General features: G+C 66.7%; 24 protein-coding genes and 2 tRNA genes. 11 read left to right on the top strand and 15 right to left on the bottom strand.

Annotated elements, in window-relative coordinates; genetic code table 11:
• Positions 1-33 precede the first annotated feature (33 nt).
• Together ACWEVR_RS13120 and ACWEVR_RS13115 are read left to right on the top strand one after the other, a co-directional pair.
• A complete protein-coding gene (locus tag ACWEVR_RS13120) occupies positions 34-2,202 on the top strand; it encodes an RNA degradosome polyphosphate kinase (protein WP_452467122.1) in 2,169 nt (722 codons plus the stop codon).
• Between the two features lie 29 nt (positions 2,203-2,231).
• Complete coding sequence (locus ACWEVR_RS13115) at positions 2,232-3,152, top strand: NUDIX hydrolase (protein ID WP_357150604.1); 921 nt, start codon at positions 2,232-2,234, stop codon at positions 3,150-3,152.
• Between the two features lie 117 nt (positions 3,153-3,269).
• Here ACWEVR_RS13115 and ACWEVR_RS13110 read toward each other — a convergent pair whose 3' ends face one another.
• From ACWEVR_RS13110 to leuC, 3 genes are all read right to left on the bottom strand, one after another.
• Positions 3,270-3,926, bottom strand: coding sequence for an HU family DNA-binding protein (locus ACWEVR_RS13110; RefSeq protein WP_357150455.1), 657 nt, complete (start codon positions 3,924-3,926; stop codon positions 3,270-3,272).
• A 156-nt stretch (positions 3,927-4,082) separates the two neighbouring features.
• The gene (gene leuD, locus ACWEVR_RS13105; RefSeq protein WP_067493338.1) at positions 4,083-4,691 is read right to left on the bottom strand and encodes a 3-isopropylmalate dehydratase small subunit; all 609 of its coding nucleotides are present in this window, start codon (positions 4,689-4,691) and stop codon (positions 4,083-4,085) included.
• A 36-nt stretch (positions 4,692-4,727) separates the two neighbouring features.
• Entirely contained in the window at positions 4,728-6,152 is a 1,425-nt protein-coding gene (leuC, locus tag ACWEVR_RS13100) for a 3-isopropylmalate dehydratase large subunit (protein ID WP_452467121.1), read from the bottom strand.
• Between the two features lie 63 nt (positions 6,153-6,215).
• Here leuC and ACWEVR_RS13095 point away from each other — a divergent pair, with 63 nt between their 5' ends.
• Positions 6,216-6,917 carry an IclR family transcriptional regulator gene (locus ACWEVR_RS13095; RefSeq protein WP_067493334.1) on the top strand — a complete coding sequence of 234 codons (702 nt, stop codon included), beginning with the start codon at positions 6,216-6,218 and terminating at the stop codon, positions 6,915-6,917.
• Between the two features lie 42 nt (positions 6,918-6,959).
• Here the strand turns inward: ACWEVR_RS13095 and ACWEVR_RS13090 are convergent.
• The 4 genes from ACWEVR_RS13090 to ACWEVR_RS13075 all read right to left on the bottom strand — a co-directional run bounded on the left by ACWEVR_RS13090 (position 6,960) and on the right by ACWEVR_RS13075 (position 9,589).
• Positions 6,960-7,035: transfer RNA gene (locus ACWEVR_RS13090), tRNA-Glu, on the bottom strand.
• A 28-nt stretch (positions 7,036-7,063) separates the two neighbouring features.
• Positions 7,064-7,135: transfer RNA gene (locus ACWEVR_RS13085), tRNA-Gln, on the bottom strand.
• 187 nt (positions 7,136-7,322) lie between these two features.
• The gene (gene gltX, locus ACWEVR_RS13080; RefSeq protein WP_452467120.1) at positions 7,323-8,798 is read right to left on the bottom strand and encodes a glutamate--tRNA ligase; all 1,476 of its coding nucleotides are present in this window, start codon (positions 8,796-8,798) and stop codon (positions 7,323-7,325) included.
• A gap of 17 nt (positions 8,799-8,815) precedes the next feature.
• Positions 8,816-9,589: a fumarylacetoacetate hydrolase family protein gene (locus ACWEVR_RS13075; protein ID WP_067493329.1), complete on the bottom strand. Its 774-nt coding sequence runs from the start codon at positions 9,587-9,589 to the stop codon at positions 8,816-8,818.
• A gap of 346 nt (positions 9,590-9,935) precedes the next feature.
• Between ACWEVR_RS13075 and ACWEVR_RS13070 the strand changes: the two genes are divergently transcribed.
• Positions 9,936-11,069 (top strand): MFS transporter, encoded by a 1,134-nt coding sequence (locus tag ACWEVR_RS13070; RefSeq protein ID WP_452467375.1) that lies wholly within the window; start codon positions 9,936-9,938, stop codon positions 11,067-11,069.
• A gap of 81 nt (positions 11,070-11,150) precedes the next feature.
• On the opposite strand, the gene ACWEVR_RS13065 is transcribed toward ACWEVR_RS13070, so the two are convergent.
• Positions 11,151-11,510, bottom strand: coding sequence for an ArsR/SmtB family transcription factor (locus ACWEVR_RS13065; protein WP_067493327.1), 360 nt, complete (start codon positions 11,508-11,510; stop codon positions 11,151-11,153).
• A 92-nt stretch (positions 11,511-11,602) separates the two neighbouring features.
• Here ACWEVR_RS13065 and ACWEVR_RS13060 point away from each other — a divergent pair, with 92 nt between their 5' ends.
• Positions 11,603-13,696 carry a heavy metal translocating P-type ATPase gene (locus tag ACWEVR_RS13060; protein WP_452467119.1) on the top strand — a complete coding sequence of 698 codons (2,094 nt, stop codon included), beginning with the start codon at positions 11,603-11,605 and terminating at the stop codon, positions 13,694-13,696.
• A 190-nt stretch (positions 13,697-13,886) separates the two neighbouring features.
• On the opposite strand, the gene ACWEVR_RS13055 is transcribed toward ACWEVR_RS13060, so the two are convergent.
• Both ACWEVR_RS13055 and serA read right to left on the bottom strand, forming a co-directional pair.
• The gene (locus tag ACWEVR_RS13055) at positions 13,887-14,894 is read right to left on the bottom strand and encodes a 3-isopropylmalate dehydrogenase (RefSeq protein ID WP_181698438.1); all 1,008 of its coding nucleotides are present in this window, start codon (positions 14,892-14,894) and stop codon (positions 13,887-13,889) included.
• Between the two features lie 117 nt (positions 14,895-15,011).
• Positions 15,012-16,610, bottom strand: coding sequence for a phosphoglycerate dehydrogenase (gene serA, locus ACWEVR_RS13050; RefSeq protein WP_357150460.1), 1,599 nt, complete (start codon positions 16,608-16,610; stop codon positions 15,012-15,014).
• A gap of 133 nt (positions 16,611-16,743) precedes the next feature.
• On the opposite strand from serA, the gene ACWEVR_RS13045 reads away from it, so the two are divergent.
• Positions 16,744-17,547: a nucleotidyltransferase domain-containing protein gene (locus ACWEVR_RS13045; RefSeq protein WP_452467118.1), complete on the top strand. Its 804-nt coding sequence runs from the start codon at positions 16,744-16,746 to the stop codon at positions 17,545-17,547.
• A 58-nt stretch (positions 17,548-17,605) separates the two neighbouring features.
• Here the strand turns inward: ACWEVR_RS13045 and ACWEVR_RS13040 are convergent, their stop codons facing one another.
• Positions 17,606-17,809 (bottom strand): cold-shock protein, encoded by a 204-nt coding sequence (locus ACWEVR_RS13040; RefSeq protein WP_014987157.1) that lies wholly within the window; start codon positions 17,807-17,809, stop codon positions 17,606-17,608.
• A 399-nt stretch (positions 17,810-18,208) separates the two neighbouring features.
• Between ACWEVR_RS13040 and ACWEVR_RS13035 the strand changes: the two genes are divergently transcribed.
• The gene (locus tag ACWEVR_RS13035; RefSeq protein WP_067636832.1) at positions 18,209-18,991 is read left to right on the top strand and encodes an MHYT domain-containing protein; all 783 of its coding nucleotides are present in this window, start codon (positions 18,209-18,211) and stop codon (positions 18,989-18,991) included.
• Here the strand turns inward: ACWEVR_RS13035 and ACWEVR_RS13030 are convergent.
• Positions 18,988-19,194, bottom strand: coding sequence for a cold-shock protein (locus ACWEVR_RS13030; RefSeq protein WP_452467117.1), 207 nt, complete (start codon positions 19,192-19,194; stop codon positions 18,988-18,990). The genes ACWEVR_RS13035 and ACWEVR_RS13030 overlap by 4 nt on opposite strands.
• Before the next feature lie 189 nt (positions 19,195-19,383).
• Here ACWEVR_RS13030 and ACWEVR_RS13025 point away from each other — a divergent pair, with 189 nt between their 5' ends.
• The 3 genes from ACWEVR_RS13025 to ACWEVR_RS13015 are packed head-to-tail and all read left to right on the top strand — an operon-like array spanning position 19,384 to position 22,045.
• Positions 19,384-20,682, top strand: coding sequence for a hypothetical protein (locus ACWEVR_RS13025; RefSeq protein WP_452467116.1), 1,299 nt, complete (start codon positions 19,384-19,386; stop codon positions 20,680-20,682).
• Between the two features lie 40 nt (positions 20,683-20,722).
• Complete coding sequence (locus tag ACWEVR_RS13020) at positions 20,723-21,355, top strand: hypothetical protein (protein WP_452467115.1); 633 nt, start codon at positions 20,723-20,725, stop codon at positions 21,353-21,355.
• A gap of 42 nt (positions 21,356-21,397) precedes the next feature.
• Positions 21,398-22,045, top strand: a complete 648-nt coding sequence (locus ACWEVR_RS13015; RefSeq protein WP_452467114.1) for a GNAT family N-acetyltransferase — start codon at positions 21,398-21,400, stop codon at positions 22,043-22,045.
• A 7-nt stretch (positions 22,046-22,052) separates the two neighbouring features.
• On the opposite strand, the gene ACWEVR_RS13010 is transcribed toward ACWEVR_RS13015, so the two are convergent.
• The 3 genes from ACWEVR_RS13010 to ACWEVR_RS13000 form a co-directional block, all read right to left on the bottom strand.
• Complete coding sequence (locus tag ACWEVR_RS13010; RefSeq protein WP_452467113.1) at positions 22,053-22,190, bottom strand: HepT-like ribonuclease domain-containing protein; 138 nt, start codon at positions 22,188-22,190, stop codon at positions 22,053-22,055.
• A 132-nt stretch (positions 22,191-22,322) separates the two neighbouring features.
• On the bottom strand, positions 22,323-22,868 hold the full coding sequence (locus ACWEVR_RS13005) for a nucleotidyltransferase domain-containing protein (RefSeq protein ID WP_452467112.1): 546 nt from the start codon (positions 22,866-22,868) through the stop codon (positions 22,323-22,325).
• 25 nt (positions 22,869-22,893) lie between these two features.
• A complete protein-coding gene (locus ACWEVR_RS13000) occupies positions 22,894-23,520 on the bottom strand; it encodes a hypothetical protein (RefSeq protein WP_452467111.1) in 627 nt (208 codons plus the stop codon).
• Positions 23,521-23,682: 162 nt separating this feature from the next.
• On the opposite strand from ACWEVR_RS13000, the gene ACWEVR_RS12995 reads away from it, so the two are divergent.
• A complete protein-coding gene (locus ACWEVR_RS12995; RefSeq protein ID WP_452467110.1) occupies positions 23,683-24,702 on the top strand; it encodes an HNH endonuclease in 1,020 nt (339 codons plus the stop codon).
• Positions 24,703-24,885: the final 183 nt, after the last annotated feature.

The raw sequence follows: 24,885 nt of genomic DNA, 5'->3' as shown, positions 1-24,885 counted from the left end.
ATGTCATGCTGCGGACCACGCGGTCCGTAGGGGATGATTGACAGCGTGAGCGACACGGAAACCATCAAGTCCCTGCCCCCGATTTCCCCGCCACCTGCGGCCGCCATCGCCTCGGGCGCCGACGGCAGTTCGCAGCGATTGCCACGCGATCGCTACCTCAACCGGGAATTGAGCTGGCTGGACTTCAATGCCCGGGTGCTCGCCCTCGCCGAGGATGCCTCCCTGCCGTTGCTGGAGCGCGCGAAGTTCCTCGCGATCTTCGCCTCCAACCTCGACGAGTTCTACATGGTCCGGGTCGCCGGGCTCAAACGCCGCGCCGAGACCGGGCTGTCGGTGCGTTCCGCCGACGGCCGCTCACCGTCCGAACAGCTCGAGATGATCACCGCCCGCGCACAGGAACTCGCCGAGCGGCACGCGAAGGTCTTCATCGATTCGGTGAACCCGGCGCTGGCAGGCGCGGGCATCGACATCATCGGCTGGTCGGGCCTCGACGAAGCCGAACGGCAACGCCTTTCGAACTATTTCACCGATCAGGTCTTCCCGGTCCTCACACCGCTGGCCGTCGACCCGGCCCACCCCTTCCCCTACATCTCCGGCCTGAGCCTCAATCTCGCCGTGACGGTGAAGGACGCGGGCACCGGCGGCGAGCACTTCGCCCGCGTGAAGGTGCCCGACAACGTCGACCGATTCGTCCGCGTGCGCCGCACCGGCGCGCCGTCGGCCATCGCGGCATTCCTGCCGATGGAAGAACTCATCGCCGCCCACCTCGATCTGCTGTTCCCCGGCCTGACCGTGGTGGAGACCCATTCGTTCCGGATCACCCGCAACGCCGATTTCGAGGTCGACGAGGACCGCGACGAGGACCTGCTGCAGGCGATGGAACGCGAACTGGCGCGTCGCCGTTTCGGCAAGCCGGTGCGACTCGAGGTCTCCGACGACATGACCGAGCACATGCTGGAGTTGCTACTACGTGAGTTAGAGGTCGACCCCGCCGATGTGATCCAGGTGCCCGGCCTGCTCGACCTGTCGTGCCTGTGGCAGGTCTACGGCGTCGACCGGCCCGAACTCAAGGACGCGCCCTACGTACCGGCCACCCCCGCCGCGTTCGGTGAGCGCGAGACCCCGCGCAATGTCTTCAGCGCGCTGCGCGAGGGCGACGTGCTGGTGCACCATCCCTACGACTCGTTCTCCACCAGCGTGCAGCGGTTCATCGAACAGGCCGCCGCCGACCCGCAGGTGCTGGCGATCAAGCAGACCCTGTACCGCACCTCCGGTGACTCCCCCATCATCAACGCCCTGATCGAGGCCGCCGAGGCGGGCAAGCAGGTGGTGGCCCTGGTGGAGATCAAGGCCCGTTTCGACGAGCAGGCCAACATCAAATGGGCGCGGGCGCTGGAACAGGCGGGCGTGCACGTGGTCTACGGCCTCGTCGGCCTCAAGACCCACTGCAAGACGTGCCTGGTGGTGCGCCGCGAGGGTTCGACCATCCGCCGCTACTGCCACATCGGCACCGGCAACTACAACCCCAAGACCGCGCGCCTGTACGAGGACGTCGGATTGTTCACCGCGGCACCGGAGATCGGCGCCGACCTGACCGACCTGTTCAACTCGCTCACCGGGTACTCCCGCAAGGAGGACTACCGGAACCTGATGGTCGCCCCGCTCGGTGTCCGGGCGGGCATCATCGAGCGGATCGATCGCGAGATCGAGCTGGCACGTGAGGGTTTCGACGCTCGCATCCGGCTCAAGGCCAACGCGATCGTCGACGAGCAGATCATCGACGCCCTCTACCGCGCCTCCCAGGCCGGCGTGCCGGTGCAGATCGTCGTGCGCGGCATCTGCGGCCTGCGTGCGGGCGTGCCGGGCCTCAGCGAGAACATCGAGGTGCGCTCGATCCTCGGCCGATTCCTCGAGCACTCGCGGGTACTGCAGTTCCAGGCACAGGAACAGACCTGGATCGGCAGCGCCGACATGATGCACCGCAACCTCGACCGCCGGGTCGAGGTGATGGTGCAGGTGAAGGATCCGCGCCTGACCGAGCAGCTCGGTGTGGTCTTCGATTCCGCGCTCGACCCCATGACGCGCTGCTGGGTGCTGCTGCCCGACGGTTCCTGGCAGGCGAGCCCCACCGACGCCGACGCCAACCAGGTGCGCGATCACCAGGAATTCCTCATGCGGTTGCGTCGTCCCGAACAGCCGTGAGCAAGCACGCACAGGAGAAGCCCGAACCGATGCGCGACCCGCGGGTCCGGCCCAATATTCATGCCGCTGGGGCGGTTCTGTGGCGTGCGGGCGCCACCGGACCGGAGATCGCGGTGATCCACCGGCCCAAGTACGGCGACTGGTCACTCCCCAAGGGCAAGCTCGATCCCGGCGAGACACCGGTGGTCGCGGCCGTGCGCGAGGTCGGCGAGGAGACCGGCCTGCCGTGCACGCTCGGGCGTTATCTGGGCCGGGTCACCTATCCGATCCCGGGGCATCGACAGCTCAAGCGGGTGGACTACTGGGCCGCGGAGGCGGCTGAGGGCGAGTTCACCGAGAACTCCGAAGTCGACCAGCTTCGCTGGATTCCGCTCGACGACGTGATGGACGAACTGTCATATCCGATGGACCGCCAGATCGTGCGCGTCTTCGCCCGTCACCCACCGAAAACGGCCACCGTGCTGCTCGTCCGCCACGCCAAGGCGGGCAAGCGCGCCGAGTTCGACGGTCCGGACGACCAGCGTCCGCTCGAGGCCGCCGGGCGAAGGCAGGCCAAGGCTCTCGTCCCGAATCTGCTGGCGTTCGGAGCATCCCGGATCTATTCGGCCGACCCCCTGCGCTGTATCCAAACCGTTACCCCGTTGGCGGAGCATCTGAACGCCGAAATCAATTGCGAGCCAATGTTTTCCGAGCAAGGTTACGATTCAGCGAAAGATGCGGCGCGGCAACGATTTCTGTCGTTGGTAACAGATCGGGGTGTACCGGTGGTCTGCAGTCAGGGCGGGGTGATTCCCGATCTGACGCAGTGGCTGGCTCAGCGCGACGGACTCACCCTGCCGCCCGCGCGTAATCGCAAGGGCAGCGTCTGGGCTTTGTCGTTCATCGGGGACCGATTAGTCGCGGCGAACCATATGGATCGTGCGTTGTCTACGGGAATCGTCACCGGCTGAACAAAAGTTACCCCGCACAGCCGAAACGGCCCCGGAATTCCGGGGCCGTTCTCGGTCCAGTGGTGGGTGATGCGGCTTTACGTGCACATTCCCCGACCTGATCCCGCTGCGGCAGGATCAACGAGCACGACGGGTGGCTGTCTTCTTCGCAGCAGTCTTCTTAGCAGGAGCCTTCTTAGCAGCGGTGGTCTTCTTGGCCGCCGTGGCCTTGGTGGCGGTGCTCTTGGCGGCGGTGGCCTTGGTGGCAGTCTTCTTGGCCGGAGCCTTCTTTGCCGCCGTGGTCTTCTTGGCGGCGGTGGCCTTGGCCGCCGTCGTCTTCTTGGCGGCGGGAGCCTTGGTCGCGGCCTTGCGGGCCGTGGTCTTGGCCGGACCCTTCGACGGCGTGGCCTTCTTGGCCGCGGTCTTCTTCGCCGCGGTCTTCTTGGCTGCCGCCTTCTTCGCCGCCACGGGCGCATTCACGCCACGCTTCACGGCCGGGCCGGACGCGGCCAGCTTCTGCTTACCCGCGATCACCGCTTTGAACTGAGCGCCCGGACGGAAGGCAGGCACCGAAGTCGCCTTCACCTTCACGGTTTCACCGGTACGCGGGTTACGGGCAACCCTGGGAGCACGCTTGCGCTGTTCGAACACACCGAATCCGGTGATGGTGACGCTTTGACCTTTGTGCACGGCACGGACGATGGTGTCGACCACGTTCTCGACAGCCGCAGTAGCCGTGCGCCTGTCCGTACCCAACTTTTCGGTCAGAACGTCGATCAGTTCCGCCTTGTTCATTGAATCCTCCGCAGACTAATGGCCCGTCGTCGGACCGACTAGGTACCACGGTAAACCCAGTTTGAGCAAGAGTCTATGTGCCACGCCAAAATTCATGTGGTTTAGCACACGTCCAGCTACCGCTCCCAGGGAAGCGCCCCTAAGCGCCCCAGCCGATTACGCCGGTGAAATAGGCTCCGGCAGCGTCACGGGTTTCCATGACGGCCTTCCCTTTTCGAACTCGGTGATCGCGTCGCCTTGCCGCAGCGTGAGGCCGATGTCGTCCAAACCCTCCAGCAGACGCCAGCGGGTGTAGTCGTCAATATCGAACGGCAACACGATGGTTCCCGCCGTGACGGTGCGCGCCGACAGGTCGACAACCAATTCGAGGCCGGGTTGTTCCTCGATGAGCTTCCAGAGCATTTCGACATCGTTCTGTGACATCTGTGCGGCCAGCAGACCACCCTTGCCCGCATTCCCACGGAAGATGTCGGCGAAACGCGAGGAGATCACCACTCGAAAGCCGTAGTCCGACAGCGCCCACACCGCGTGCTCACGCGAGGAACCGGTGCCGAAATCCGGCCCGGCCACCAGAACGCTGCCGCTGCGGTACGGCTCCGTGTTGAGAATGAAGTCCGGATCGGTACGCCAACCGGCGAACAGACCGTCCTCGAAACCGGTACGAGTCACGCGCTTCAGGTAAACGGCGGGGATGATCTGATCGGTGTCGACATTGGACCGGCGCAGCGGTACCCCGATGCCTTTGTGAACAGTGAAGGCTTCCATAACGATTCTCCTTCGATCGTGGTGGTTCGGGGCCGCTCAGGCCAGATCGGCGGGCGAGGACAGGGTGCCGCGCACCGCCGTGGCGGCGGCGACCAGCGGCGAGACCAGGTGGGTACGCCCGCCCTTGCCCTGTCGGCCTTCGAAATTGCGGTTGGAGGTGGAGGCGCAGCGCTGACCCGGTTCCAGCTGATCCGGATTCATCCCGAGGCACATCGAACAGCCCGCCTGGCGCCATTCCGCACCGGCCGCGGTGAAAATCTCGCCGAGTCCTTCTTTTTCCGCCTGGGCGCGCACCCGCATCGAGCCGGGTACGACCAGCATTCGCACACCGTCGGCGACGCGGCGGCCCTTCAAAACATCGGCGACGGCACGCAGATCCTCGATCCGGCCATTGGTGCAGGAACCGACGAAAACGGTATCCACGCTCACCTCACGCAGCGGCATTCCGGGCGTCAGGTCCATGTAGCGCAAGGCCTTCTCGGCGGACTCGCGTTCGGACTCGTCGGCGATCTGGGCCGGGTCGGGCACGTTCGCGCCCAGCGGCAGGCCCTGACCGGGGTTGGTGCCCCACGTGACGAACGGGGTCAGCGTGCTGGCGTCGATGCGCACCTCGGCGTCGAAAACCGCGTCCTCGTCGGTCTTCAGCGCCTCCCAGGCGGCCACGGCGGCATCCCAGTCGGCGCCCTGCGGTGCGTGCGGACGGCCCTTCAGGAATTCGTAGGTCACCTCGTCGGGGGCGATCATGCCCGCGCGGGCGCCCGCCTCGATCGACATGTTGCAGATCGTCATCCGCGCTTCCATCGACAGCTTGCGAATGGCCTCGCCGCGATATTCGAGCACATACCCCTGGCCGCCGCCGGTGCCGATTTCGGCGATCACGGCCAGGATCAGGTCCTTACTCGTGACGCCGGGCGCCAATTCGCCGTCGACGGTGATGGCCATCGTCTTGAACGGGCGAAGCGACAGCGTCTGGGTGGCCAGCACGTGCTCCACCTCGCTGGTGCCGATGCCCATGGCCAGCGCGCCGAACGCGCCGTGGGTGGAGGTGTGGCTGTCGCCGCACACCACGGTCATGCCGGGCTGGGTCAGACCGAGCTGCGGACCGACCACGTGCACGATGCCCTGTTCGGCGTCGCCCATCGGGTGCAGGCGCACGCCGAATTCGGCGCAGTTGCGGCGCAGCGTCTCCACTTGGATGCGCGAGATCGGATCGGCGATCGGCTTGTCGATGTCGGCCGTGGGGACGTTGTGGTCCTCGGTGGCGATGGTGAGGTCGGGCCGGCGGACCGGCCGTCCGGCCGCGCGGAGCCCGTCGAAGGCCTGCGGGCTGGTCACCTCGTGCACGAGGTGCAGATCGATGTAGATCAGGTCGGGTTCGCGGGAAGTACCGTCACCGTCGCCGGGGACGACGACGTGCTGTTCCCACACCTTCTCGGCCAGTGTGCGGGCGCGCTCGGCCATTGCTTGATCACCTTTCGACGGGCATACTTGGTATCTCAACATATGAGAAGTTAGTATCGTTCTATGAGACAGCATAGCGGTATCGGTGTTCTCGACAAAGCCGTGGCGGTGCTCTACGCCGTCGCCGACGAACCTTGCGGTCTCAACGACCTGTGCACCCGAACCGGGCTGCCACGCGCCACCGCGCACCGGCTGGCGGTCGGGCTGGAGACGCACCGGCTGCTGGCACGCGACGCCAACGGACTGTGGCGGCCGGGTCCCGCGCTCAGCGAGTTGTCGGCGGGGGCCGCAGATCCACTGGTCGAGGCGGCGGGAGCCATTCTGCCCCGGCTGCGCGAGATCACCGGCGAGAGCGTCCAGCTGTACTGCCGCGACGGCAACGCGCGCGTGTGTGTGGCCGCGCTGGAGCCGCCCGTGGGCCTGCGCGACACGGTGCCTGTCGGCTCGCGACTACCGCTCACCGCGGGCTCGGCGGCCAAGGTGTTGCTGGCATGGGCCGACCCGGAGCTACAGCGCACCGTCCTGGCCGACGCCGTGTTCGGCGAGCGGGCGCTGGCCGAGGTCCGCAGGCGGGGCTGGGCGCAGAGCGCGGCAGAACGCGCGCAGGGCGTGGCGAGCGTCTCGGCCCCGGTGCGTGACGCCTCGGGCGTGCTGGTGGCGGCGGTATCGGTGTCGGGCCCGATCGACCGGATGGGCCGCAGGCCGGGCGCGCGCTGGGCGGCCGATCTGGTGGCGGCGGCGGAGGCGCTGCACAAACGACTGTGAAACGAAGAAGGCCCCCGGTCGGATTCGACCGGGGGCCTTTCTTGGTAGCCCCGACGGGATTCGAACCCGCGCTACCGCCTTGAGAGGGCGGCGTCCTAGGCCGCTAGACGACGGGGCCAGGACGATTTCACCGAAGTGAAACCTTGCTGGGGTACCAGGACTCGAACCTAGAATGGCTGAACCAGAATCAGCTGTGTTGCCAATTACACCATACCCCAAGGATGGAAACGCTCGGCCCTGCGCTCACCGAGTGGTTGTCGGTGTTGCGAGGCCGTGTTCCGCGGCGATGAGAAGATTACCAAACAGCAGGGGGTAAACTACAAATCGCCTGGTCAGCGGCCGGTTTTCGAGCGATTTGCGGCCGCCGGGCGGGTACGGCGCATGCCGTACCCGCCTGCCGTACGACTACTGCGCGGTCGGCTGCCAACCACGTGCGGCACGCAAGCGGTCGAGCGAGACCTCGCGGCCGAGCAATTCCATCGATTCGTAGAGCGGCGGGCTGATGTGCGAGCCCGTCACCGCCACTCGCACCGGCGCGAAGGCCTTGCGTGGTTTGAGGCCGAGATCGTCGATCAGCGCCTTCTTCAGGGCCTCTTCCAGGGCCGGTGTGGTCCATTCGGCCAGCGGCTCCACCGCGGCGATGGCGGCGTCGAGCACCTGGTCGGCTTCGGTACCGAGGTTCTTCGTGCCAGCGGCCTGGTCGATCGCGAACTCCTCCGGCGCCACGAAAAGGAACTTCAGCAGGTCCCAGGCGTCGCCGAGCACGACGATCCGGGTCTGCACGAGTTCGGCGGCGGCCAGGAACGTCTTCTCGTCGATTTCGGCACCGATATGCCCCTGCGCGGTCAGGAACTCGCGCAAACGGTGGCCGAAATCACCGGGCTCGAGCAGACGAATCTGTTCGGCATTGATCGCGTCGGCCTTCTTCTGGTCGAAACGAGCCGGATTCGAATTCACGGTGGAAATATCGAAAGCCGCCACCATTTCCTGCATGGAGAACACGTCGCGGTCCTCGGCGATACTCCAGCCGAGCAGTGCGAGGTAATTCAGCAAACCCTCGGGAACGAATCCCCGATCGCGATGCAGGAACAGATTCGATTCCGGGTCGCGCTTGGACAGCTTCTTGTTGCCCTGACCCATCACGAACGGCAGGTGACCGAACTCCGGAGTGAAGTCGGCAACACCGATACGCTGCAGCGCGGCATACAGCGCGAGCTGACGCGGTGTCGACGAGAGCAGGTCCTCGCCGCGCAATACATGGGTGATCTTCATGAGCGCGTCGTCGACCGGATTCACCAGTGTGTACAGCGGATCACCATTTCCACGGGTGAGCGCGAAATCGGGAACCGTGCCCGCTTTGAAGGTGGTTTCCCCACGAACAAGATCATTCCAGCCGAGGTCGGAATCGGGCATGCGCAAACGCACCACCGCGGGCCTGCCCTCGGCTTTGTAGGCGGCGATCTGCTCGGGCGTCAGATCTCGATCGAAATTGTCGTAACCGAGTTTCGGGTCGCGACCGGCGGCGCGATGGCGGGCCTCGACCTCCTCGGGCGTGGAGAACGCCTCGTAGGCCTCGCCCGCCTCGAGCAGCTTGCGCACGACGTCGAGGTGCTGGTCGCGGCGCAGCGACTGCCGGTACGGCTCGTACGGGCCGCCGACCTCCGGACCCTCGTCCCAGGTGAGGCCGAGCCAGCGCAGCGCGTCGAGCAGCGCGCGGTAGGAATCCTCGGAATCGCGTGCGGCATCGGTGTCTTCGATGCGGAACACGAAGCTGCCGCCGTGGTGGCGGGCGAACGCCCAGTTGAACAGCGCCGTGCGGATCAGGCCGACGTGCGGCGTGCCGGTCGGCGACGGGCAGAAACGGACCCGTACTTGTGTCATGACTCTCTTCTCCGCTATCAGCGCTTGGTGGCAACAGGATTGGTGAGGGTGCCGATGCCCTCGACGGTGACCGACACGTTCTGTCCGGCCGCCAGCGGGCCGACGCCTTCCGGTGTGCCGGTGAGGATCACGTCGCCGGGCAGCAGCGTCATCACCGAGCTGATCCACTCGATGATCTTCGGGATGTCGTGCAGGAACAGCGACGTGCGGCTGCGCTGGCGGACTTCGCCGTCCAGCTCGGTGGTGATCTCCAGATCGCTTGGGTCGATGGCGGTTTCGATCCACGGGCCGAGCGGGCAGAACGTGTCATAGCCCTTGGCCCTCGTCCACTGCCCGTCGTGGCGCTGCTGGTCGCGCGCCGTGACGTCGTTGGCGACGGTGTAACCGAGGATCACATCGGCGGCCTTGGCGGCCGGCACGTCCTTGCAGGGGCGGCCGATCACCACGGCCAGTTCGCCCTCGAAGTCGACCTGAGAGGAGCTGGGCGGCAGGATGATCGGGGCGTTCGGCCCGACGATCGAGGTGTTCGGCTTGATGAAGATCACCGGATCCTTCGGCGCCTCACCACCCATTTCGGCCGCGTGGGCGGCGTAGTTCTTGCCGATGCAGATCACCTTGCTGGCCAGGATCGGCGCCAGCAGGCGGATGTCGGCCAGCGGCCAGCTCCGCCCGGTGAACGTCGGCGTGCCGAACGGGTGTTCGGCGATCTCCTTGGCGACGGCGTCGCTTCCGTCGCCTTCGATGCTGACGAACGCGACTCCATCGGGACTGGCAACTCGACCTAAGCGCATGCCGGGGAGTCTATCGAGGCGCGCCCACCTGCCCGAACGCGCCCGTGATCGCCTCGCGCGGCCGAACTCCGAGCGCGAGCGAAGTCACATCCGTGTGATTTCGAACCTCCTGCCGCCGTTCGTGATTCGCATTACGCGCGGTCGCCACCGGATGTGATCCGTCAGACACCGACGCCGAGCGCCGGAAACCGGGGTCACCGGTGTAGCGTGATCTTCGATGTTCATAACATGAGACATCGATCTCAAATAGTGAGATGCAATCGTGCAATTCGGCGAGGTGAGTATCGTGACGAACGCGCGGCCGACGGCCGGGGTGTCCCAGATCAGCAACCGCAGACGCTGGCTGATGCTCGCCCTCGGCGTGCTCGCGCAGACGTCGAGCGCCACCTTCGTGCACGGCACCCCTTTCCTGCTGCCCGCCCTCACCGATCGCGGTGATTCGCTGGCTGCCGCGGGCGCGCTGGTCGCCCTGCCGACCGTCGGTCTGGTGTGCACGCTGATCGCGTGGGGTTATGTCGTCGACCGCATCGGTGAGCGGATCGTGCTGGTCGCGGGCACGACGCTGATGTTCGCCGCCGGTGTCGGCGCCGCCCTGGTCGAGGACCCGATCGCCTTCGGCGTGCTGCTGTTCCTCGGCGGTGTCGGCGCGGCCAGTTCCAACGGTGCGAGCGGGCGGGTGATCGTCGGCTGGTTCCCGCCGGATCGGCGCGGGCTGGCCATGGGTATCCGCCAGACCGCCCAGCCGCTCGGCGTCGGCCTGGCGGCGCTGACCATCCCGTGGGTCGCCGATGGGTATGGCATCGCGGCCGCCCTGCTGGTGCCCGCGCTGTTGGCAGGCGCGGGCGCGATCGGTTGTCTGACAGGCATCGTCGACCCGCCGCGTCCGCCCGCCAAGGCCGCCGACCGCACCAACCCGTACCGCGGCGACTCCACGCTGTGGCGCATTCACGCGGTGTCCATCCTGCTGGTCTTCCCGCAGGCCACCCTGTGGACGTTCGGGCTGATGTGGTTGCACCGCGATCTGGGGTGGTCGCTGGCGGCGGCGGGCGCGCTGATGACGGTCACCCAATTGCTGGGCGCCGCTGGACGAATCGGTGCGGGCGCGTGGTCGGATCGGGTCGGCAACCGGCTCGGGCCGCTGCGTCAGGTCGCTGTCGCCGCGGTGTTGGCGATGGCCGCGCTGGCGCTCGCCGCGGGGACCGGTTGGGGGTGGATCGCTGTGCCACTGATGGTGGCGGCGTCGGTGATCTCGGTGTCGGACAACGGATTGGCGTTCACCGCGGTCGCCGAGATCGCCGGACCGTTCTGGAGCGGACGTGGTCTCGGCATTCAGAACACGGGCCAGAACCTTGTATTGGCCGCGATCCCACCGGCGTTCGGCGCGCTGATCACGGTGAGCGGGTACCCGGCGGCGTTCGCGTTCGCGGCCGTCATGGCGATGGCGGCGGTGCCACTGGTACCGAGGGGCACCGGAAGGTAGTCACCCGCAACAGCTCCGGCGCGGGTCGGCGCCCGCGACGCGGCCCGCGCCGGACTGGAGGCTCGGCGCTCGGTCTCCGGATCAGGCGGTACCGGAGCGGTCGGACAGGCCGAGGCGCAGGTGCTCGCTGTGGTAGACGGCTTCGTCGAGCAGTTGGGCGACGTGGTTGTCGTGCAGGCTGTAGACGATGCTGCGGCCCGCGCGGGTACCGATGACGAGACCGAGGTTGCGCAGCAGGCGCAGTTGGTGGGAGACGGCCGACTGTTCCATTCCCACCGCCTCGGCCAGTTCGGTCACCGGGCGCGGGCCCTGGCGTAATTCGGACAGGATCAGCAGCCTGCTCGGGGTGGCGAGGGCCTGCAGAGTGGTCGCGACGTGCGCGGCCGTATCGGCGTCCAGCCGGGTGGTCGGCCGGTCGCGGCCCTCCACACCGTGTCCCATGGCAGGAGTCTAACCGACGCGTTGAAATGAAGACCTCTTCATATGTTCTGTTATTCTCGGGTTGTTCTGTTCCCGTCTCACGGAGGTTTCCCGTGGCCATGCCCACCGCCGTCGCGGCACGCCCCGGCGCCGCCGCTCCCGCGCGATCGCGACGGACCCGGCTGTTCGAGATCGCCGAAATCCGCTGGGCGGCTGCCTCGCTCGTGCTGTTCCTCGTAGGTCTGGCCGCGCAGCTGTCCGGTGCGCCGTCATGGTCGTGGTGGGCGCTGTATCTGGCCTGTGCCGTCACCGGCGGATGGGAGCCGGCGCTGGGCGGATTACAGGCGTTGCGGGAGACGACGCTCGATGTCGATCTGCTGATGGTTGTCGCGGCGATCGGCGCCATGTCGATCGGGCAGGTGACCGACGGTGCGCTGCTGATCGTCATCTTCGCGACCTCCGGCGCGATGGAGGCGCTGGCCACCGCAAGGACCGAGGACTCCGTGCGCGGACTGCTCGACCTCACCCCCGACGTCGCCGTCGTCCTGCGCGACGGCGACGAACAGACGGTGGACGCGACGGATCTCGTCATCGGTGACGTGGTGCTGGTCCGCCCGGGCGACCGTATCGCGGCGGACGGGACCGTGGTCGGTGGGTCGAGCGAGGTCGACCAGGCCACCATCACCGGCGAACCGCTGCCCGTCGACCGGACCGTCGGCGACGAGGTTTTCGCGGGCACCCTCAACGGCACCGGCACGTTGCGGATCCGGGTGGACCGTCGGGCGGGCGACTGGGTGGTCGCGCGGATCGCCGGCCTGGTCGACGAGGCCGTGCGCACCAAGGCGGGCACCCAGCTGTTCATCGAGAAGATCGAGCAGCGCTATTCGATCGGCATGGTGGCGGCGACGATCGCCGTGTTCGTCGTGCCACTGTTGTGGGGCGAGCCGGTCCGCGAATCCCTTTTGCGCGCCATGACTTTCATGATCGTCGCGTCGCCCTGTGCCGTGGTTCTCGCGACCATGCCGCCGTTGCTGGCCGCCATCGCCACGGCAGGCCGCCACGGTGTGCTGGTGAAGTCCGCCGCCGTGATGGAACAGCTCGGCACCACCACGCGAGTCGCGTTCGACAAGACCGGCACGCTCACCCGTGGCACGCCCGAAGTCGCCGAGACCCATGTGCTGCCCGGTACCGCGCTCACCGAGGACGCCGTCCTGCGGCTGGCTGCGGCAGCCGAACACGGCAGCGAACATCCGTTGGCCGAAGCCATCGTGCGTGCGGCTCGTCAGCGCGGCCTCGGCTTGCCCGATGCCGTGAACTTCACGTCCGAACCGGGGCGCGGTGTTTCCGCCACCGTCGACGGTCATGCGATCCGAATCGGTTCGCCCACAGCGCTACTCGCCGCGTCCCGGGAGCAGGCATCTCTTCGAGGCCACGCGGATCACACCGATCGACCGTCAGCCCATGACGGGGGCTCGCCCGACCGGGTACCGAACGACATGGCTCCCGCTAATATTGAAGCAGGGCAAGGTAGTTCACTCGATGATCGCGATGTTGCCGTCGCGGTTGCGAGTCAGCAGTCGCATGGCCGTACCGCTGTGGTCGTCGTCTGCGACGGCTCCCCGGTAGCGGTCCTCGGCATCACCGATCGCGACCGTCCTGAATCAGCCGCCACCGTCGCCAGACTCACCGAATCGACGGGCACCTCACCGGTCCTGCTCACCGGCGACAGTCACACCACCGCAAGCCATCTCGCCACCCGCGTCGGAATCACCGACCTGCGGACAGACCTGCTTCCCGAGGACAAGGTCACCGCCATCCGGACGCTGCAGTCCGGCGGCGACCGCATCACCATGGTCGGCGACGGCATCAACGACGCCCCCGCCCTGGCCACCGCCCACCTCGGAATCGCCATGGGCCCCACCGCCTCCGACCTCACACTGCAAACCGCCGATGCCGTGGTGGTTCGCGACGACCTCACTACGATCCCCACCGTCATCGCCCTGTCCCGCCGAGCCCGCCGCCTGGTCATCGCCAACCTCGCCATCGCCGCCACCTTCATCGCGATCCTGGTCACCTGGGACCTGGTCGGCCACCTGCCCCTCCCGCTCGGCGTGGCAGGCCACGAAGGATCGACAGTGATCGTCGCCCTCAACGGCCTGCGCCTCCTCAGCTCCTCCGCCTGGCGCCGCGCCGAGTCGGGCCGCTAGCCGTCCGTGACCAAGGGACACATCCAGCAGCGCCTGATGATCCGCGAACTCTAAAGGAGCTCAACGGCGGCACACGACTTACAGATCCTTCGCCGCGGTAGCTGTTCACTGGGTCTTCCGGGCCGATGCGCACATACGAAAGGGCCCGCACCGGCGAGTTGCCGGCGCGGGCCCTTCTTTGTCGGTTTTCTCAGACGGTGGCGGCGATGCGGTCGCCGATCTCCACGGTGGAGGCGGTGCCCGTGCGTGCGGCCAGGTCCTTGGCGACGGCGGATTCGATGCGGGCGGCGCCTTCGGTGTTGCCCAGGTGGTTGAGCAGCAGGGCCACCGAGAGGATGGCGGCGGTCGGGTCGGCCTTGGACTGGCCGGCGATGTCAGGAGCACTGCCGTGGACCGGCTCGAACATCGACGGGTTCACACCCGAGGCATCGATGTTGCCCGAGGCGGCCAGGCCGATGCCACCGCTCACGGCGGCGGCGAGGTCGGTGATGATGTCGCCGAACAGGTTGTCGGTGACGATCACGTCGAAGCGGCCCGGATCGTTCACCATGTGGATGGTCGCGGCGTCGATGTGCTGGTAAGCCGTTGCCACATCGGGGAATTCGGCGCCGACCTCGTCGACGGTGCGCTGCCACAGCGACCCGGCGAAGGTGAGCACGTTGTTCTTGTGCACCAGGGTGAGGTGCTTGCGACGGGCCTGCGCGGCGGCGAAGGCGTAGCGCACCACGCGCTCGATGCCGAAGCGGGTGTTGTTGGACACCTCGGTCGCCACCTCGTGCGGCGTGCCGACGCGGATCGCGCCACCGGTACCGGTGTACGGCCCCTCGGTGCCCTCACGCACGACGACGAAGTCGATGTCCGGGTTGCCGCTGAGCGGGCTGGTGACACCCGGGTACAGCTTCGAGGGCCGCAGGTTCACGTGATGATCCAGCGCGAACCGGGTCTTCAGCAGCAGCCCACGCTCGAGCACACCGCTCGGCACCGACGGGTCCCCGATCGCGCCGAGCAGGATCGCGTCGTGCTGCTTGAGCTCCGGCAGCACCGACTCCGGCAGGATCTCCCCGGTGCGGTGGTAGCGGGCGGCGCCGAGGTCGTACTCGGTCTTCTCGACACCGGGCGACACCACGTCGAGCACCTTGAGCGCCTCGGCGATGACCTCAGGACCGATGCCGTCACCGGCGATGACTGCGAGTTTCATGAACAAGCTCCGTTTCGAAGCCGGGGCGGTTCGCCACCGGGATACGAGTGCGCGCCGCCACCGTGGGGTGACGGCGCGCAGCTGCCGATGTCCCGGCGACAAACCGGGACGTCAATCTCAGGCCAGGTCGACCAGGACGACCTTGGACGCACCGACGGCTTCGCCGATCGCGGTCTGCACCTCGGCGGGCACCTCGCGGTTGACGCGCAGCACCACGGTCGCACCCTCGGCATCCACGTCCTGGCTCAGCTGAGCGGCCAGGATGTCGATCTCGGCCTCACCGAGCAGGGTGCCGATCTTGCCGAGCGCGCCCGGCTTGTCGCCGTAGTTCAGCACGGCCAGGTTCAGGCCCTCGGCGCGCATGTCGTAGTTGCGGCCGTTGATGTTCACGATCTTCTCCACCTGGGCGGGCTCGGTGAGCGAACCGGCCACGTTCAGGGTGGAGCCGTCGCCGAACACGGCGCGCAGGTCGACCATGCTGCGGTGGTTGGGGCTCTCGGTGGCGGTGGTGACGGTGGCGGTGATGCCACGCTCCTTGGCCAGCGACGGCGCGTTGACGAAGGTGACCTGGTCCTCGACCAGCGCCGAGAACACACCGCGCAGCGCCGACAGCTCGAGCACGGCCACGTCCTGGGCGGCCAGCTCGCCGCGCACCTGCACCTCGATGCTGACGGGCAGCTCGTTGGCGATGGCGCCGAGCAGCGCGCCCTGCTTGCGGACGACGTCGAGCCAGGGGGCGACCTCGTCGTTCACGGCACCACCGGTGACGTTCACGGCGCCGGGCACGAACTCACCGGCCAGCGCGAGCAGCACCGACTTGGCGACATCGGTGCCCGCGCGGTCCTGGGCCTCCGAGGTGGACGCACCGAGGTGCGGGGTCACGACGACCTGCGGCAGGTCGAACAGCGGCGAGTCGGTGCACGGCTCGGTCTCGAACACGTCGAGGCCCGCGGCACGCACGTGGCCCTTGGTGATCGCGTCGGCGAGTGCCTGCTCGTCGATCAGCCCACCGCGCGCGGCGTTGACGATGACGACGCCCGGCTTGGTCAGCGCGAGACGCTCGGCGTTGAGCAGGCCCTTGGTCTCGGGGGTCTTGGGCAGGTGCACCGAGATGAAGTCGGCACGCTGGAGCACCTCGTCGAGCGAGAGCAGCTCGATGCCGAGCTGGGCGGCCTTGGCAGGCGACACGTAGGGGTCGTAGGCGACGATCTTGGTCTCGAACGCGGCCAGGCGGGCCGCGAACAGCTGACCGATGCGGCCGAGGCCGATCACGCCGACGGTCTTGCCGAAGATCTCGACACCGTTGAACTTGCTGCGCTGCCAGGTCTTCTCACGCAGGGTGGCGTCGGCGGCCGGGATCTGGCGGGCGGCGGCGAGCAGCAGGGTGACCGCGTGCTCGGCGGCGGTGTGGATGTTGGAGGTGGGCGCGTTCACGACCATCACGCCACGCTCGGTGGCGGCGGGCACGTCGACGTTGTCGAGGCCCACGCCGGCACGGGCGACGATCTGGAGCTTCTTGCCCGCGTCGAGCACCTCGGCGTCGACGGTGGTGGCGGAACGCACGAGCAGCGCGTCGGCCTCGGGGACCGCGGCGAGCAGCGCCGGGCGGTCGGGGCCGTCGACCCAGCGAACCTCGACACCGTCACCGAGCGCGTCGACGGTCGACTGGGCGAGCTTGTCGGCGATCAGAACTACAGGACGGCCTGCTTGGCTCACTGTGGGGTACTCCTGGGGAAGAAAGGGGTCGGCAGTTACCGCGGCCCAGAATAGTCGCCGGGGTTCGGGTCCCCTTACCCCCCTGCCCGAAAACCGGGTGAACCCTGGGAGCCGCGCCCCTTAACATCACCGCATGTCGCTGCGCGCCGTCCCCGAGTCGATGGATCCGGCTGTGGTGGCCGCCGTCGACGCCGAGCTCGACCGGGTCGCCGCCGAGCACGGTGTGCGCATCCGTCTGGCCATCGAAAGTGGCAGCCGCGCTTGGGGTTTCCCGTCCCCCGATTCCGATTACGACTGCCGTTTCGTCTATGTCGCGGGCCTGGAGACGTATCTGTCGCCGTGGCGTACCCGCGATGTGATCGAGACGCCACTGGCCGGCCTGCTCGATGTGAACGGCTGGGATCTGGCCAAGGCGCTGCGCCTGCTGGTGCAGGGCAACGCGGTGCTGGTGGAGTGGCTGATGTCACCCATCGTCTATCGCGGCGACGAGGATTTCCGCGCCCGGTTGCGTGAAGTCGCAGCTCAGGTGGCCGACCGCGACCGCATCGCCCGTCACTATCTGCACCTGGGTGCCCGCCAGTGGGGGCTCTACGCGCGCAACGGCGGGTTGAAGAAGGTGTTCTACTCGCTGCGCCCGGCGATGGCGCTGCGCTGGTTGCGCGAGCATCCCGGCGCGGCGGTGGCGCCCATGCACCTGCCGACATTGATGGCGCAGTGCGAGCTGCCCGCCGATCTGGTCGCGGCGATCTCCGAACTCACGGACCTGAAGTCGCGCACCCGCGAGATGGGTGCAGGCGCACCGCCTGCCCTGATCCCCGCCTTCATCGACGACGAGTTCGCCAGGGCGGCAACAGAGTTCACCGCACGTGCGCCGCGCGACCTCAGCACGGCACGGGCGGTGACCGACGAGTTCTTCCGCGCGGAGGCCCTGAAATAGCAGAAACTCCGCACCATCCGGTGCGGAGCTTCACGTTCGTACGCTGGTTCGCGCAGAATCAGAGGACGCGGACGTCCTGAGCCTGGGGGCCCTTCTGACCCTGGCCGATCTCGAACTCCACACGCTGACCCTCATCGAGGGAGCGGAAGCCCGAGCCACTGACAGCCGAGTAATGCACGAAGACGTCGGGGCCTCCGCCGTCTTGCGCGATGAAGCCGAAGCCCTTCTCGCTGTTGAACCACTTCACAATGCCCTGAGCCATTTCAAAAACTTTCCTGTAGACGAGCCAGGTCCTAATAGTCCGGTCCCGGTCTCACTGTTCAACAATGCCACGGTTTCGGAAATTCCTCCACACCTCCACCGGAGCGCTGTGAGCAAGCCAACCCTGTTAGCTGCCAGTTGGTGCTGTCACATAGTCACCGAAGTGGATGCTGCGCGGATGCCGATGCGGTTGCCGCAGGGATGCGGTGAATTGTCCGGAACACGAACCGAACCGACTGGCACGCATCACCATCGATAACCCTATTGCGCGGTGACCGCCCACCGTCAGCGACCCTAGACATTTTCGATAAAACCAGTACGGCAAATTCTCTACCAGCGTACTTTCCGTTTCGTGAGGGCGCACACACCCCCGGACGAGAAAACGCGCAAGGAGCTGAGCGTGCTGAACATCAACCATTTCACTTACGGCTGGCTGACCCCACTGCTCGCCTATCTCATGTCGGTCCTCGGATCGATGCTGGCACTGCGTTGCATGGTTCGCTCGCGCGCCTCCGGCATCCACGGCGGATGGCTCACCGCCGCCGCGATCGCACTCGGCGGAACCGGCATCTGGGTTATGCACTTCATCGCCATGCTCGGTTTCTCCGTGCAGGGCGCGACCATCCGCTACAACGTGCCGATCACGCTGTTCAGCGCCGCCGTCGCCATGGCCGTGGTGTGGCTCGGCTTGTCGATCGTCGTGCGCCGCAGCTGGGACACCGCCGCGCTCCCGGTGGGCGGTGCGATCACCGGTCTCGGCGTGGCAGCCATGCACTACGCCGGGATGTACGCGATGAAAACCGACATCGAGATCGTCTACGAGCCGACCGTCGTGGTCGCCTCGCTGGTGATCGCCGTGGTCGCCGCCACCGCGGCTCTCTGGTTCGCCCTGCACATCCACGGTTTCCTCGCCACCATCGGCGCCGCTCTGCTGATGGGCGTGGCCGTCACCGGCATGCACTACACCGGCATGTTCTCCATGAGCGCCCACACCAGCGCGCACGTCGCCCATGCCACGGGCGCTACCGCGTCACAGCTGCTCACACCACTGATCGTGGCCATCAGCATGGTCACCATGATCCTGCTCATGCAGGTCGGTATCACCGAGGCCGAGGATCCGAATCTGACCCGCCCGATCCACGGGCAACGCGCCAGCCGTTTCTGGCCGAGCGGTCAGAACTAGTCGACGACGCGCACCCGCTGCGCCTCGGGACCGCGGCGCGTCTCGTGCACCGCGAATTCCACGCGCTGACCGGCCCGCAGCGTGCGGAACCCCTCGCCGACGAGCTCGGTGTACTCCACGAACACCTGCGGCCCGCCCGCGTCCGGGGTGATGAAACCGAACCCCTTGCCGCCGTCGAACCAGCTCACCACGCCGCCGGTCATCCACCGACCTTCCTAATCATTTGCCTGACATGCCGATTCGTTCATGTTCGCATGCCGTGGGGCGCGACACGAAAGCGCACGGACCGGTCGACGCACCCGAGCTGGATAAACTCCAGCCAGGTTCGTCCGCGAGAACGGAGATCCGGTGTCTCACCATCCTGCGCGACCCCCGCTCCGGCACGGCTGGTCATGATCCGCGTCGCGGCGAGGCCCGCCGCCGAGGCACTCACGATCGTCGTCGCCACCTCCGTGGCGGTGCTCGCGATCATGATGCCCATCAGCTTCGCCGATCTGGGCGAGTCCGCGCACGACGATCTGCTGGTGTTCAACATCCCGCGCGCGATGACCGGCGGCGCGTTCATCGCGGTCATCACCGCCGCTGTCACCGTGGCGGTGGGCAGCGTGCGCACCGCCCGCTGGACCGCCCTGCTCGCGCTCGCCGGGATTCTGCTGAGCCACCTGCTCGCCGCGGGCGACAGCAGCGACGGCCGTCTCGACAGCGGTGTGTCCCTGGCGACCCTGAACTTCGTCGACGCACTGCTGGCCGGGATGGCGCTCGGCGCGACCGCGGTGGCGGTGTGGAACGAGCAGCGGCTGCGCATCGCGTTCCTGTTCGCCGCGATCGGGGCCACGGTCCTCGGTGACATCACCCAGACGCCGACCGACGACACCACCGGCGGTTTCGACGGGGCGCTCGCGGGCTCGCTGCCGCTGTGGTTCATCGGGGGCAGCGTGCTCGCGCTCGCGTATCTCGCGGTCACCAGCGCCGCGCCCGCCCCGTCACATACCGATTCCGCGATCCCGCTCGCGCCGGTGCTCGCCGCCGTTTTCGTCTACTCGGCGATCATCTTCACCTCGCTGAACGTGTCGCACCACAAGACCAGCCTGCGGCACGTGGTGATCGCCTCGATCATCGTGCTCGCCGCCACCGCGGCCGCCGCCCTCGTGCTGCCCGAGCGCGACGGCGTGCTCACCGCGTTGATGTCATCGTTCTCGGTGGCGGGCAGCCTGGTCATCACCCTGCCCCGCAACGGCTGGGTGGACCTGGGCACCCTCGTCGCCATCGCCCTCGGCCTCGGCCTCGGCCTGCACCGCCCACGTCCCCTCGCCGCCGCCCTCTGGATCGTGGCGCTGGCCGGCCTCACCCTCGCCGCCGACGTGACCGCGCCGCCGGCGGCACTCACCGCGGCCGTCGGCTGCCTCGCGCTCGGCGCCATCTGCGGTTACGGCGTGGGCAGTGCGGTTCCGGCCAACTCCTCGTCGGCGGTCGTCGGCTTCTGCGTGCTGTTCGTCCCTTCTCTCGGAGTCGCACTGAGCGACACCGAATTCGGCCACCTCGCCTACTCCTCGGCCTGGTACCGCACCGCGGAGGTGGACCGTGGACCTGTGCCCGGCACCGTCGCGGTGATCATCGCGCTCGTCTGCGCGGCCATCGTCGCCCTGATCCTGCGCCGGCGTCAGCCCTCCTTGCCGGATCAGTCCCTCTAGTCAGGGCCTGCCGCAACAGCTTTCGGGGTATACCCAGTTCATGAGTTTCCCGGTGTCCTTCGGGCTCCCCCAGATCGGCCTGCTCGTCCTGCTCGCGGTAGGCGTCGCCCTGCTCGTCGCGGCGGCCCTGGCCCGCCGCCGCGGCCTCAAATCCGTGCTGGGCCGCGCGATCCCCGGCCTCGCCCTCCTCCTGGCCGCGACCGTGCTGCTGTGGATCGCCACCCTCCTGCAGACCTATCTCGGCCTGACGGGCGAGATAAAAGCGGCCCACGTGGTCGCGAAAACCGTTGGGGACCAATCCCTTGAACTCGACGTCACCACCTTCGACACCGACGGCGCCGTCACCGACCGCACCACCCACCGCATCGAAGGCGACCTGTGGGTGATGCAAGCGGCCATCGTCGAACTGGAACCCTGGGTCAACGCCCTCGGCTTCCACTCCGGCTACACCCTCACCCGCCTCTATGGCCAGCGCCTCGACGGCAAGCCCACCACCCAATCCCACATCTTCCTCAACGGCTCCGACCGCGACTTCTTCGAAGACATGCGCGAAAACCGCTGGTACACCTCGCCCTTTATCCGCTCGGCCTACGGAAACGCCGTCATCGCCTCCCCCGGTGAATACGACGTGTGCATCTCCCGCGACGCCATCAAGATCTGCCCGGGTGGCTGAAACTCCCAAGTGGGCAGCAGCTTTCGTGCGTACATTGGATCCGTGGAGATCCGCAGGTACACCGAGGCCGACCGTCCCGAGCTGACAGCCCTGGCCTCCCACGTGGGCGAGGGCTCCCCCACGGCCACCCTCTGGGGCCACCCCGAATCCGAGAAAGCCGTGTACCTGACCCCCTACATGGACCTCGCCCCCGACTCCCTCTTCCTCGCGGTGGACGACGGCCGCCTGGTCGGCTACCTCACCGGCTGCGTCGACAGCACCACCTTCCCCACCGAAGAAGCCCGCCTCGAATCCGCAATCCGCCACCACCGCTTGCTCTTCCGCCGCAAGCCCTCCACCTTCTTCGCCCGCGCCCTCACCGACACCGCCATCGCCAAACTCCGCCAACACCCCCTCGCCACCGAACTCACCGACCCCCGCTGGCCCTCCCACCTCCACATCAACCTCACCCCAGCCGCCCGCGGAACAGGCGCCGCCGATGCACTGATGCGCCAATTCTTGGACCACCTGAGCGAGAACGGCTCCCCCGGCTGCTACCTACAAACCCTCGTCGAAAACCCCCGGGCTGTCCGCTTTTTCGAACGCCACGGCTTCACCGCCCACGGATCCCCTGCCGCAGTCCCCGGCCTGCGCTACCAAGGATCAAAGGTCTACCAACAGACCATGATCCGCCCAACCTCACGCCTATGAACACGAACTACTCCGCCAATCGAATTCGGGCCGCTTCGATTTCATAGGCCAAGAGCCTGTGCAGATCAGCCGCATGCACATCGACGACGACCCAGACGATGTCGTCATCTACAAGCCAATAGCTGTGTGCAATCCGATTGCGCATCCCCTTGATCAGGCGCAGGCACCAGCCACCGCGATGTCGGCATCGAACGAGGCTCGTCCTCGAGCGGCCAGGTCGGCGATTCCTTCAATGTGGCGTCGACATAGAGCAGCCGCTGTTCGACCCGTTCGTCACTCACGCGGCGAAGGCCAGCCGCTTCGGACCGCGATCGACAACACGGCGAAGCAGTTCGTTCGACTCTAGATCAGCCGTCGTCACCACATCGACAGGACACCCGAGCAGCTCGCGGAGCTCGGAGTCCAGGTCCAGGATGTCGAGGACCGACGAGTTCGGCGCCAACTCCACCAGCAGATCCAGATCGGAGTCCGGCCGGTCCTCTCCCCGGGCAACCGACCCGAACAACCACACATTGGTCACCGGATAGCGCGTCAGGACGGCCTCGAATTCACTCCGGCGCTCCTCGAGCAGCACGCTCGGGCGCACCGCGTTCACCAGTGCAGTCCCCAACCGGAACCCCGCCGCACCCAACAACTGCTCGACCATCGCGAACGAGGGCTGCCTCCGCCCCGCCTCCACATTCGCCACTGTCGACTGCGCAACCCCTGCGCGCTTCGCCAATTCACGCTGGGGCAACCCGCGACGACGTCGAGCCTCGCGAACCAGGCTCCCCGCGGTCGACTGCGTGCCATAGCCCGTTGCCACCCCTCGGTGATAGCGCATTCGCTATCATCACAGCTCGTTCAACTCAGGCCGGCGGCGACCCCACCGCGCCTCCGGCGACTACCCCGAAACCGACATGCTGCGGAAACCATGGCCCGTCACCGAACGGCAACTCACCGGTTCGAACCCCGAGGTCGTTGCGTGCGCACTCGTAGAAGGCGTTCCGTTTGTGCCCTGCTGCTTCGAACGCACGGATGTAGTCCTCATGACTGATTTCGGCGCCACGCGCCACAAGGCTCAACTCCCACACTGCCTTGTTCCATGCCCGCGCGGCGGCAACAGCTTCGGGGGACCCGAGGAGCAACACCATCTCCCACTTCAACGTCTTCTCGGAGTCGGCCTCGAGCAAAAGACGTTCTCCTTCCTCGGCCGGGATCGACTGCCCGGCGCTCGGAAAGCCCCTGCCTGCAGCCATCCGCATAGACACCACCGAATAGTTCTTGAGCGCGTGCGCGAACTCGCTGTAGGCAACCAGCCGCCGATCGTCCCATCGACTTTGCTGCGCCCGACGCCACTTCACCCGTTCCGTGAATGCGGCACCGGCGAAGGTCACGCCTGCCCCCAGTAGGACACCTGCCACGGTGATCAGTTGCTGCACAATGCTATTCATGAACCAATTGTGCGCCGCCTGCATGTCGAAGCCGGTGCCCAACCGGAATCACCCCGGCAGCCTACCGACCGTGATCCGCCTGATCCCTCATCCCGATCGCAAGACAGACACCTAACCCTACGATTCGTTGGCGGACAGCATCTCTCGAAGCTGGGCATCCCGCGACCATCGGAACTTGTCGGATGTCCATGACACACTTCACTCGTGGAACTTGGGGATGAACGGGCGCTTCGATTTGATATCTTCGATGCACTGACGAAACTGGTAGACGAGAGGGGCGGATCGGTAACTCGTGACGACCTGTTGGCGTTTCGGGTCGGGGGCTATTCGATCCAGCTGATCGACCGAAATCGGGGCATACGCAACCCGAAGGTTTTCGCTTCAACGCTGTCGATCATGTCAAAACCGGGCAGTCCGTATGTCGATGCCGAGGTCGGCGAATCGCTGTTCTCGTATGCCTACCGAGAGGGCCCGATCGACCGCGGCGACAACGTCAAGTTGCGGAAATCTGTTGTCACGGAACTACCGCTGATCCTGCTGCGCTGGATCAAGGTGGGTAGTGATATCCGGTACCTGCCCGTGTTCCCGGTCTACGCTGTCGCCGACGATCCCGCCAACCGGCGGATCCTGCTCGCGCTGGACGAGTCGCTACGTGATGTGAACGACCCACAGCATCTGACCGAGACAGAACGTCGGTATGTGCAGCGCGTCACCAAGCAGCGACTTCACCAGCCTCAGTTTCGCAGTCGAGTGTTGTTGGCCTACAAGAACCGGTGTGCGGTCTGTCGACTCGGACGGCCGCAACTACTGGAGGCCGCGCACATCATCGGCGACAAGGAGGTGCACGGCATCGCCGATATTCCGAACGGTCTGAGCCTCTGCAAGATCCATCACGCCGCCTACGACCTGAATCTCATGGGCATATCCCCTGACTACAAGGTCTACATCGGGCCGGCGCTGGCCGAGGCTGCAGACGAAGGGCCGGTTCTCGAGTTTGCTTTGAAAGGCATGCATGCCGCTCAACTCACCCTGCCGGACAAGAAGTCGTTACGGCCGTCAGCTGCGCGGCTCGAAGAGCGCTTTGCCCAATTCATGAAAGTCGAGACCGGCTCGACCTCTGCTACCCGTGTAAGTGTTGATGTGCAACGGTTCAAGCCGATCACCGTCGGATTTCCCATGGGCTCGGCAGCCACAGCGGATCCTCAACACGCCAGATCGACTTAAAGGTCCAATCCGGTCCGATTCCGCGGCGACATAGTCCTGACCGTTAAGCATCGCGGGTGCCGTCCGTCCGGCGTGACACTTCCGTGAGCGTGGGTTACATGTATTTGGGCAACCCTTTTCATTGCCCCACACAGCGATTCACGGAAACGCTGTCCAACGTGCAGGGTAAGACGCATCCTCGAA

It is taken from the genome of Nocardia sp. NPDC003979 (assembly GCF_053605015.1).
Note: the sequence above shows the minus strand (reverse complement) of the source record. Positions and strands in the feature narration are given on the sequence as shown.